Source organism: Agrobacterium sp. 22094, from assembly GCF_052046015.1.
GTDB lineage: Bacteria > Pseudomonadota > Alphaproteobacteria > Rhizobiales > Rhizobiaceae > Agrobacterium > Agrobacterium cavarae.
The window spans coordinates 138,664-148,759 of record NZ_JBQEPX010000008.1; the positions used below are offsets into that span (position 1 = coordinate 138,664).

At 57.3% G+C, this 10,096-nt stretch carries 10 protein-coding genes; all 10 read left to right on the forward strand.

Annotated elements, in window-relative coordinates; genetic code table 11:
- Positions 1-214: 214 nt before the first annotated feature.
- The 10 genes from treZ to ACTJK5_RS22685 all read left to right on the forward strand — a co-directional run bounded on the left by treZ (position 215) and on the right by ACTJK5_RS22685 (position 9,954).
- On the forward strand, positions 215-1,993 hold the full coding sequence (gene treZ / locus ACTJK5_RS22640) for a malto-oligosyltrehalose trehalohydrolase (RefSeq protein ID WP_440598719.1): 1,779 nt from the start codon (positions 215-217) through the stop codon (positions 1,991-1,993).
- 372 nt (positions 1,994-2,365) lie between these two features.
- Positions 2,366-3,457: a pyrimidine utilization protein A gene (gene rutA / locus ACTJK5_RS22645; RefSeq protein ID WP_111849902.1), complete on the forward strand. Its 1,092-nt coding sequence runs from the start codon at positions 2,366-2,368 to the stop codon at positions 3,455-3,457.
- Complete coding sequence (gene rutB / locus ACTJK5_RS22650; protein ID WP_062423500.1) at positions 3,454-4,191, forward strand: pyrimidine utilization protein B; 738 nt, start codon at positions 3,454-3,456, stop codon at positions 4,189-4,191. The genes rutA and rutB overlap by 4 nt, the downstream gene beginning before the upstream one ends.
- Before the next feature lie 18 nt (positions 4,192-4,209).
- Positions 4,210-4,599, forward strand: a complete 390-nt coding sequence (rutC, locus tag ACTJK5_RS22655) for a pyrimidine utilization protein C (RefSeq protein ID WP_062423499.1) — start codon at positions 4,210-4,212, stop codon at positions 4,597-4,599.
- A 5-nt stretch (positions 4,600-4,604) separates the two neighbouring features.
- The gene (gene rutD / locus ACTJK5_RS22660; protein WP_440598718.1) at positions 4,605-5,381 is read left to right on the forward strand and encodes a pyrimidine utilization protein D; all 777 of its coding nucleotides are present in this window, start codon (positions 4,605-4,607) and stop codon (positions 5,379-5,381) included.
- A gap of 248 nt (positions 5,382-5,629) precedes the next feature.
- Complete coding sequence (locus ACTJK5_RS22665; RefSeq protein ID WP_062600649.1) at positions 5,630-6,667, forward strand: NAD(P)-dependent alcohol dehydrogenase; 1,038 nt, start codon at positions 5,630-5,632, stop codon at positions 6,665-6,667.
- 131 nt (positions 6,668-6,798) lie between these two features.
- Entirely contained in the window at positions 6,799-7,227 is a 429-nt protein-coding gene (locus ACTJK5_RS22670) for a MerR family transcriptional regulator (RefSeq protein WP_440598717.1), read from the forward strand.
- Positions 7,163-7,579, forward strand: a complete 417-nt coding sequence (locus tag ACTJK5_RS22675; protein ID WP_440598716.1) for a carboxymuconolactone decarboxylase family protein — start codon at positions 7,163-7,165, stop codon at positions 7,577-7,579. The genes ACTJK5_RS22670 and ACTJK5_RS22675 overlap by 65 nt, the downstream gene beginning before the upstream one ends.
- 127 nt (positions 7,580-7,706) lie before the next feature.
- Positions 7,707-8,786, forward strand: coding sequence for a D-TA family PLP-dependent enzyme (locus tag ACTJK5_RS22680; RefSeq protein WP_440598715.1), 1,080 nt, complete (start codon positions 7,707-7,709; stop codon positions 8,784-8,786).
- 73 nt (positions 8,787-8,859) lie between these two features.
- Positions 8,860-9,954: an acyltransferase family protein gene (locus tag ACTJK5_RS22685; RefSeq protein WP_440598714.1), complete on the forward strand. Its 1,095-nt coding sequence runs from the start codon at positions 8,860-8,862 to the stop codon at positions 9,952-9,954.
- The last annotated feature ends 142 nt before the right edge of the window (positions 9,955-10,096 follow it).

The window sequence follows — 10,096 nt, forward strand, 5'->3', positions numbered from 1 at the left end:
CGGTGAAAGCTGGTGAGAGAACAGTCGATGGCTTCGACGTTCTGGTCCCGAAGATCTATGAAGCGCTGCGCAAACTGCGCTTGTGGGCGAGTAGTTCCACCAGAGGAGTCGCTTTGCGCGATGTCGAACAAGCTGTGAGAAATTCAGGAAAAGCCCGTGAACTTTTTTCACGAAGTTCGGTTTGATGCAGTGCACAACAGCATGAGGGTCTTCGGTGGTTCACGCATTCGATTTTGGTCCAGCCATTTCCGATCAGGATATCGAGTTTCGCCTTTGGGCACCTTTACATGATGAGGTGCTGCTCAACATTGAAGGCGCAACGCCGGAGGCGATGAAGCGGGACGATGAGGGCTGGCATCGGCTGCGCAAGCCGAGAGCTGAGGCCCCACTATACAGCTTTACCCTGCCGGATGGCCTGGAGGTTCCAGATCCCGCCTCGCGCTTTCAACCGCGCGACGTCCATGGTCAAAGTGAGGTCGTCGATCTGTCGAGCTTCCCATGGAAGAGCGCCAACTGGCACGGACGACCTTGGGAGGAGATCATTATCTATGAACTCCACATCGGCACCTTCAGCAAAGAAGGGACGTTCCAAGGCGCGATCGCCCATCTCGATCACCTGCGTGATCTCGGCGTCACGGCGATCCAGATCATGCCTGTCGCGGATTTTCCAGGTGGCTATAATTGGGGCTATGACGGCGTCATGCCCTACGCGCCGGACAGCAGCTACGGCCGTCCGGAAGATTTGATGGCGCTTGTCGATGCCGCCCATGAGCGCGGGCTCTGTGTCTTCCTCGATGTCGTCTACAATCACTTTGGCCCGGACGGCAATTACATGCCCAATTACGCGCCGCTCTTTTCGCCGCATCACGAGAACCCATGGGGGCAGGGCCTCAATTATGATGATGAGCAATCCGAGCATGTGCGTGAGTTCATCATTCAGAATGCCCTCTATTGGGTAACGCAATTCCGGTTCGACGGCTTAAGGCTTGATGCCGTTCATGCGATCGTCGACGACAGCGACGAACACCTTTTGAGCGAACTTGCCCGCCGTGTTCGTGCCGCCATAACTGACCGCCACATTCATCTGATCGTCGAGAACGAAGAGAATGACAGCGATCTCTTGAGCCGTGATGCGGAGGGGAAGCCGGAGCGTTTCACCGCGCAATGGAATGACGACATTCACCATGTGCTCCATATCGCAGCGACCGGCGAGACCTTCGGTTATTATAAGGCCTATTCGGGCGATGACGATAAGATCGGTCGCGCCCTAGCCGAAGGCTTCGCTTTTCAAGGCGAGCATATGCCTTATCGCGATGAGGAGCGCGGCAAGCCGAGCGCTCACCTGCCGCCAACAGCCTTTATCTCCTTCATTCAAAATCACGATCAGATCGGCAATCGGGCGCTCGGCGACAGGATGCAGACCTATGCTCCGGAAGCGGCACTCAAGGCGATCACCGCGATCTATCTGCTCGCGCCGCAAATCCCCATGCTGTTCATGGGGGAGGAGTGGGGCTCGCGCGATCCCTTCCGCTATTTCTGTGACTTCAACGAAGACTTGAATCAGAAGGTGAGGGATGGGCGCCGCGAGGAGCTGTCTCGCCTCCCGGGCTTCGACGGCGAGAATGTGCCCGATCCGACCGCAAAGGAAACTTTTATAGCCAGCAAGCTCGACTGGTCGAAGGTTGGAGATGATAAAGCATCCGAGCTGCTTAGTTTCTACAAGACGCTGCTCGACCTGCGGAAACGGCACATAGTGCCGCTGCTGACGAAGATCGTCCCCGATACAACGCGCTACGATGTCAGGGATAACCTTGTTACGGTCGACTGGGGAATGGAGGACGGGGCAACGCTTCGCCTCACCGCCAATCTTTCCGAAAAGAACGGTGAAACCGAGACCGACGCGACAACCGGCGGCGAGGTTTTCAGCCTTGGAACCATCAGCGCGAAGGCCATATCGCCATGGGCTGTCCGGTGGACCTTACAACCAGCTTGATTGAGACGTCAGGCGGTTTCAACGCCTGACAATCATCCACTTTACAAAGGCCGTGAAGCAGCAGCCTCCGCTGCCTCGGACCTGCGTGGCTTGCAATCGACAATACCGATCGTCAAGCATGCAATATTTTCGGTTGATCTTTGCGTCCAGTCGGGTGAGCATCCCTCTTTCGGGCCGATTTGCCGATTGCGCGATAGGCCCATTGGCCCACGATTTATTGATCTATTTCAGCCGAGGGGAACGAGAAGACTTAAACAATCTGTCGTCGAAATAGTCGATCCGCCGGGGCTTGAGGCTGATGCCACATCTATGCCGTCCCCGGTGCTGCAAGTCACAAAGCATTATCGGTAGAGTTCGAAGAAGGACATATTTATGGAAATTGGAGTCTTTATCCCGATTGGAAACAATGGCTGGCTGTTGTCGGAGAATGCGCCGCAATACAAGCCTAGCTTCGAGCTGAATAAAGAGATCACCCTCAAGGCTGAGAAATACGGTTTCGATTTCGCCTTGTCGATGATCAAGCTTCGCGGCTTTGGGGGGAAGACCGAGTTCTGGGATCATAATCTCGAATCCTTCACGCTGATGGCAGGTCTTGCCGCCGTCACCACGCGCATCAAGCTATTTGCCACAGCTGCCTCACTCGTCATGCCGCCGGCCATCGTCGCAAGAATGGCCTCCACCATCGACAGCATTTCCAACGGCCGCTTTGGCATCAATCTCGTGACTGGCTGGCAGCGGCCGGAATATTCGCAGATGGGCATGTGGCCGGGCGACGAGTATTTCGGCAAGCGCTACGCATACCTTGCCGAATACGCTACGATCCTGCGCGAATTGTGGGAAAAAGGGCAGAGCGACTTCAAGGGCGAGTTCTTCCAGATGGACGACTGCCGGCTGTCGCCGCAGCCTCAGGCCGATATGAAGGTGATTTGCGCGGGCTCCTCCAATGCCGGCATGGAGTTTTCCGCCAAATATGCCGACTACAATTTCTGCTTCGGTGTCGGCGTCAACACCCCCACCGCGTTTGCGCCCGCCGCCGAGAGGTTGAGGGAAGCAACAGCCAAGACAGGCCGCGATGTATCGTCCTTCGTGCTCTTCATGATCATCGCCGACGAAACGGATGAGGCCGCCCGGGCGAAGTGGGAGCATTACAAGGCCGGTGCCGACGAAGAAGCAATCAAGTGGCTTGGCGTCCAGGGTGCCGCAGACACCAAATCCGGTTCGGACACCAATGTCCGGCAGATGGCCGACCCGGTCTCGGCCGTCAACATCAATATGGGAACGCTTGTCGGCTCCTACGAAACCGTAGCGCGACTGCTTGATGAGGTGCCGACCGTGCCTGGGACGGGCGGCGTGCTTCTGACGTTCGACGATTTCGTCAAGGGCGTCGAAGATTTCGGCACCAAGATCCAGCCGCTGATGGCATGCCGCAAACATGTAAAGCCCCTTCTCGAGGCGGCGGAATGAGCACCATGACAACAGGATACCAGGCGCCCGCCGTTCACAGCAAGAGCGTTACACTGCCGGCGCGTCCGGAGCCGATCATGCTAAAGCCGGAAGAGACCGCCGTCGTCGTCGTCGATATGCAGAATGCCTATTCGACGGAAGGCGGCTATGTCGATCTCGCCGGCTTCGACATTTCCGGTGCCAAGGGTACGATCGATAATATCCGTAAAACCCTGGATGCGGCGCGCGCTGCCGGCGTTCAGGTGGTCTATTTCCAGAATGGCTGGGACAAGGATTATGTCGAGGCTGGCGGTCCGGGCTCTCCCAACTGGCACAAATCCAATGCGCTGAAATATATGCGCGCCAATCCGGATGCTCAGGGCAAGCTGCTTGCCAAAGGCACCTGGGATTACGCCATCGTTGATGAACTTCAGCCGAAACCCGGCGACATCCTTGTGCCGAAGACCCGCTATAGCGGCTTCTTCAACACGCAGATGGACAGCATCTTGCGCGCCCGCGGCATCCGAAACCTCGTATTCGTTGGCATTGCCACCAATGTCTGTGTCGAAAGCTCGCTTCGCGATGCCTTTCATCTGGAATATTTCGGCATCATGCTCGAAGACGCGACCCATCATCTCGGCCCCGATTTCATTCAGCAGGCGACTGTCTACAACGTCGAAAAGTTTTTCGGATGGGTAGCGACCGTCAATGATTTCTGTGGTGTCATCAGCCAGGCTGCGCCTGCCAATTCCTGATTGTAGAAGGACAAACTCATGCCGAAGAAGATCATCGTTCCAGAAGGCACCTCGAAGCCGATTGCACCTTTTTCGCCCGGCACGCTGGCAGACGGGATCGTCTATGTCTCCGGAACGCTGCCATTCGACAAGAACAACGACGTCGTTCATGTGGGTGACGCCAGCGCCCAGACCCGTCACGTGCTGGAGACCATCAAGTCGGTGATTGAAACCGCTGGCGGTACGATGGAAGATGTGACGATGAACCATATCTTCATCACCGACTGGGCCAATTATCAGGCAGTCAATGCCGTTTATGCCGAGTACTTTCCAGGCGACAAGCCGGCGCGCTACTGCATTCAATGCGGTCTGGTGAAGCCGGATGCGCTGGTGGAAATCGCAACCGTCGCTCATATCGGCAAACCGTAAGCGCAATGCATTTCGATCTCTACGGAAGACAAGACGCCGATGCGCCGACGATTATCCTGTCGTCGGGCCTCGGCGGTTCCGCAAGCTACTGGGCGCCGCAGCTTGCGGCGCTATCGGATGACTATCGGATCGTCACCTATGATCATCGCGGTTGCGGACGCACCGGTGGCGAGGTGCCAGCCGATGGCGGCATCGCGGCCATGGCGGATGATGTGCTGGAGATTGCCGAGCAACTGGGTCTCACCCGCTTCGATTTCATGGGACATGCATTGGGCGGCCTGATCGGCCTTGATCTTGCCCTTCGCAAGCCCGGAATGATCGGAAAGCTCGTCCTCATCAATGCCTGGAGCAAGGCCGATCCGCATTCCGGACGGTGCTTTGATGTGCGCGTCGAGCTTCTGGAAAAGTCAGGCGTTCCGGCTTTCGTCAAGGCGCAGCCTTTGTTTCTCTATCCGGCAGTCTGGATGTCGGAAAATGCGGAAAGACTGGAGGCGGAGGAGCGTCACGCCATCGATCATTTTCAGGGGCGCAGCAATATCCTTCGCCGCATCGCTGCCCTGCGTGCCTTCGATGTCGATAACCGGTTACAGGATATCAAAACGGAAACGCTGGTTATCGCCACCCGCGACGATCTTCTCGTGCCTTACACGCGGTCGATCCGTTTGGCGGAGGGCTTGTCAAACAGCCAGTTGCAGCTCGTCGACTTTGGAGCCCACGCTGTCAACGTAACGGCTCCGGATGCCTTCAACGCTGCTATACTGCGCTTTTTGCAAGCCTTCTAATACTTTTTCGTTACGTGTTCAGGCACAGCAACATCACCCCTTCCAAGAAACAGAAATGTCACAAAGGAAGGGGTTGCTTTCCGCCGCCTGACGTTTCATCACCTTCTTATAGAGCGCCGTGCGTCCGTTTAGGACGCAAAGGACGCTCTAACTTTTTGGATCTACAGCATCGTGCTTTCCGAAAATCAATTCCGATTTTCGGGCCGACGCTGTAGGCGCGTGTCGCATCAAGATTGAAGGAGGAAACGATGAAGGCTCTGGTTCTGGAGGAGAAGGGAAAGCTGTCGCTTCGCGACTTCGATATTCCCGGCACGCTCGGCCCGAAAGATGTGAAGATTCGCACCCACACCGTCGGCATTTGCGGCTCGGATGTGCATTATTACACGCATGGCAAGATCGGCCATTTCGTCGTGAAGGCGCCGATGGTGCTCGGCCACGAGGCAGCCGGTACGATTGAAGAAGTCGGCGCAGAGGTCACGCATCTTAAGGTCGGAGACCGTGTCTGCATGGAGCCGGGCATTCCCGACCCGACCTCGCGTGCCGCCAAACTCGGCATCTACAATGTTGATCCGGCCGTGACCTTCTGGGCGACGCCGCCGGTTCATGGCTGCTTGACGCCAGAGGTCATTCACCCGGCCGCCTTCACCTACAAGCTGCCCGACAACGTCTCCTTCGGCGAGGGCGCCATGGTCGAGCCCTTCGCCATAGGCATGCAGGCAGCACTGAGAGCACGGATCCAGCCCGGCGATGTGGCAGTGGTCACGGGTGCCGGACCGATCGGGATGATGGTGGCGCTTGCAGCCCTTGCGGGCGGTTGCGCCAAGGTGATTGTTGCCGATCTTGCTCAGCCCAAACTTGATATCATCGGTGCCTATGACGGTATCGAGACGGTCAATATCCGCGAAACATCCCTGCCAGATGCTGTCGCCAAAGCAACCGATGGCTGGGGCTGCGATATCGTGTTCGAATGCTCAGGGGCGGCTCCTGCCATTCTCGGCATGGCAAAGCTTGCTCGTCCAGGCGGGGCAATTGTGCTTGTGGGCATGCCGGTCGATCCGGTGCCGGTCGATATCGTCGGATTGCAGGCCAAGGAGTTGCGGGTCGAGACTGTCTTCCGATACGCCAATGTCTACGACCGCGCGCTTGCGCTGATCGGTTCCGGCAAGGTTGATCTGAAGCCGCTGATCTCGGCCACCATCCCCTTCGAAGACAGCATCGCCGGTTTCGACCGCGCCGTGGAAGCGCGCGAAACCGATGTGAAGCTGCAGATTACCATGCCGCAATGACAGGCGCGGTGCCGGGTGCCAAGCTCCTTTTGGCACCCGCTGAATTATTTCGCGCCAAAGGTCTGAATCGCTATTGACCTAGAGTGCGCTCTAACTTGTAGCTTCCTCTGCGTTATGACGATGAGGTGCTGATGAAGATCGGTGAACTGGCGAAACGCTCCGGCCTTTCGGCCTTTACGATCCGCTATTACGAGCGGATCGGCTTGCTGCCCTATGCCGATCGCGACCGCTCGAGCAGGCGCGATTACGATCCCGAGATATTGATCTGGATCGAGTTTCTCGGAAGGCTGAAAACGACAGGAATGCCGATCCGGGACATGCTGCGCTATGCCGCCTTGCGAAAGCAGGGCGACACGACCGTGCCCGAACGGCAGGCGATGCTGGAAACGCATCGTGACGAGGTTCGTGATCGGGTTGCCGAACTTCAGCAGTGCCTCCTCGTCCTCGACCAGAAGATCGCCGGATATGCCGGCGAAGATCAGAGGATGACGGATGATGACGCAACTACAGGAAAATCCAAACGAAACCCGGCTGGAACGCGGCAAACGCGCGCTCGCTGAGATTGATGGTGAGGCCGGAGAAAAGGTAATTGCGGCGCTCGCCGATATCGCACCGGACTTCGCGACCTATCTGTTCGAGTTTCCCTTCGGCGACATTTACAGCCGGCCCGGGCTCGATACCAGGGCCAGGGAAATCGCAACCATCGCTGCACTGACAGCCATGGGCAATGCCGCACCGCAGTTGAAGGTGCACATCGAGGCAGGCCTCAACGTCGGACTATCGCGTGACGAGATTACCGAAATCATCATGCAGATGGCGGTCTATGCCGGATTTCCAGCAGCACTGAACGGCCTGTTTGCCGCCAAGGATGTCTTTGCTGCGATGGACGAGCGGGAAGCCGCGGCCGCGTGAGTGGCAACTCCAAGGGCTAAACCCGCGCGAACTCACGGCGGGCGCTATTTCTCCATCTCCCTGTAGCCATGGGACAGAAAGGGATATAGCGTCCCGCCGCCAAACCAGCGTTGCCCCTGAGGATGTCATGCCCCTATCCGACCAGCAGATTGCCGAGCTCAACACGCCCGCCGTTGTCGTGGACCTCGACATTGCCAAGAAGAATATCTCCCGCTTCCAGGATTATGCCAACATCCACGGGCTGAAGGTCAGGCCGCATATCAAGACGCATAAGCTCCCGGCGGTTGCGGAAATACAGCTCGCGGCAGGGGCAGTGGGGATTACCTGCCAGAAAGTATCGGAAGCCGAGGCGATGGTCGCGGGAAGCGATGCGATCAAGGACGTGCTGATCACCTACAACATTCTCGGTGCTGCGAAGTTGAAGCAACTGCGTGCCCTTGCCGGCAAGGTTCGGCTATCGGTGGTTGCCGATAGTGCCGAGGTCGTGCAGGGTCTTTCGCAGGCCTTTGCCGATGCGCCGGAACCGCTCACCGTTCTGGTGGAGTGCAATACGGGTGCGAACCGCTGCGGCGTTCCTACGCCGGAAGCTGCTGCCGAACTGGCCGTCATCATCGATCAGGCGCCGGGACTGGTATTCGGCGGATTGATGACCTATCCGGCACCTTCAGGTGAGGCTGCGGTTCAGAGCTTCATGACGCAGGCCAAGCGATTGATCGAAGAGAAGGGGATTGCAGTTGCCGTTATCACCTCCGGCGGCACACCGTCGATGATGCATGCGGCGAAGGCACCGGTCGTGACGGAATATCGCCCAGGAACATACGTCTATAACGATAGATCGCTTGTGACCCGTGGCGTCTGTGGCTGGGACGAATGCGCCTTGAACGTGATTGCCACGGTCGTTTCGGTTCCGGCAGAAAACCGCGCCATCATCGATGCCGGCTCGAAAGCGCTGACGTCGGACCTTCTTGGTCTCATAGGCTATGGGCATGTGCTCGGCCGTGAAGACATCACGATCGACCAGCTGTCGGAGGAGCACGGGCGTCTTGTGACCGAAGGACCGATCGGGCTGAAGGTAGGCGACAAGCTTCGCATTGTCCCAAACCACGCCTGCGTCGTCACCAACCTGGTCGATAGCTTGACAGTGATTGGCGAAGACATGTCCGAGCCGGAAGTCTGGCCTGTCGCGGCGCGCGGCCTGATCGTCTGAGTTTTTTGCTCGGAAGGATGAACCGTAGAGAGGCTGTCGCGTTTGTGAGTTTTATTGACCTCTGAGAATTTTGATGACTGCGACGCCTCAGCCCGAACGCTTCGTTTTACTGGATGGAATTCGGGGCGTTGCAGCTGTCGCAATCGTCCACCGCCACGCGGAATTCTTTTTTGGTAGGCCGGAAGCATCCAGCTATCTGGCCGTCGATCTGTTCTTCGCCCTGAGTGGTTTCGTTCTGGCACATGCCTATGGCGAAAGACTGCGAAGCGGCAAAATCTCAACGCTCACCTTCATGAAGGCGCGCTTTTACCGGCTCTACCCGCTCTACATCATCGCACTTGCGATCATGGCGGCCTTCTTCGTCCTCCTCTATGCGCTTGACCTGCCAACGCCGATCGACGACCTGCACCGAAAGATCAGTCTGGGCGAACTGGCTTTTGCCTTGCTCACAAGCATTCTCTTCCTGCCGGCGCCGTTTACGCTGACGCTCAATGGCGCGCTCTTCCTTGTCAGCCCGGCGTGGTCCCTGTTCAACGAGCTGGTGGCCAACGTCGTCTACGCCAAGTGGGGTGCGCGTTGGAAGAGCGGGAGGATCGCAGTCGTCATCGCAGTCGCAGCGATCGGGCTGGTGGTCGCCGCTATCGAATTTGGTAAATTGCACGCAGGTTTTCGCTGGCATGAGATGTATGCCGGTATGGCACGCGTGTTCTTTTCCTTCTTCGTCGGGGTGTTGATCTATCGCTTTCATACCAGTTTTCAGATCAGGCATCAGCTCCTTGCCCTTCTGTGCCTGACGCTTGTCTGCCTGATCCTGTTCCTGCCAATTACCAATGAGGTTCGTCCCTTCTTCGATCTCTTCGTCGTTTTCCTCGTCTGGCCAGTCTTGCTCGCTGTTGCCAGCAAGGTCGCGCCGGAAGGATGGTTGGTTGCCATCTCTTCGTTTCTGGGAACGGCGTCCTACGGCCTCTACGTTCTCCACATTCCCTTGCTCGCATGGGTCGCTTTCCTCATGCCTTGGACGGGCACGGGGTGGATCGCCTATCCTGCCGGACTGCTTTTCACCGCATTCGCCACGACCTTTGCCTGGGTTTTGACGAGATATTTCGATCAGCCGATGCAGAAACGCTTGAGGCGCAGGGTAAAGCTGGTGAACGCGACGCAGTTCTGAGAGCGCGAGCGTTTCGGAAAGCGCGAATTGGTAGCGCTCTGAACGCCCCGACTTTTGCTGGATCGAAAAAACCCAACGATGACTATCACTTACGAGAAAACGACAGATTTATGAAAAACGTCTGTTGACTTGTTTGGGGTGT

Coding starts and splice junctions, on each gene's coding strand:
- rutA (WP_111849902.1), top strand. CDS start 2,366: ATGGAAATTGGAGTCTTTATCCCGATTGGAAACAATGGCTGGCTGTTG.
- rutB (WP_062423500.1), top strand. CDS start 3,454: ATGAGCACCATGACAACAGGATACCAGGCGCCCGCCGTTCACAGCAAG.
- rutC (WP_062423499.1), top strand. CDS start 4,210: ATGCCGAAGAAGATCATCGTTCCAGAAGGCACCTCGAAGCCGATTGCA.
- rutD (WP_440598718.1), top strand. CDS start 4,605: ATGCATTTCGATCTCTACGGAAGACAAGACGCCGATGCGCCGACGATT.
- ACTJK5_RS22665 (WP_062600649.1), top strand. CDS start 5,630: ATGAAGGCTCTGGTTCTGGAGGAGAAGGGAAAGCTGTCGCTTCGCGAC.
- ACTJK5_RS22670 (WP_440598717.1), top strand. CDS start 6,799: ATGAAGATCGGTGAACTGGCGAAACGCTCCGGCCTTTCGGCCTTTACG.
- ACTJK5_RS22675 (WP_440598716.1), top strand. CDS start 7,163: ATGACGCAACTACAGGAAAATCCAAACGAAACCCGGCTGGAACGCGGC.
- ACTJK5_RS22680 (WP_440598715.1), top strand. CDS start 7,707: ATGCCCCTATCCGACCAGCAGATTGCCGAGCTCAACACGCCCGCCGTT.
- ACTJK5_RS22685 (WP_440598714.1), top strand. CDS start 8,860: ATGACTGCGACGCCTCAGCCCGAACGCTTCGTTTTACTGGATGGAATT.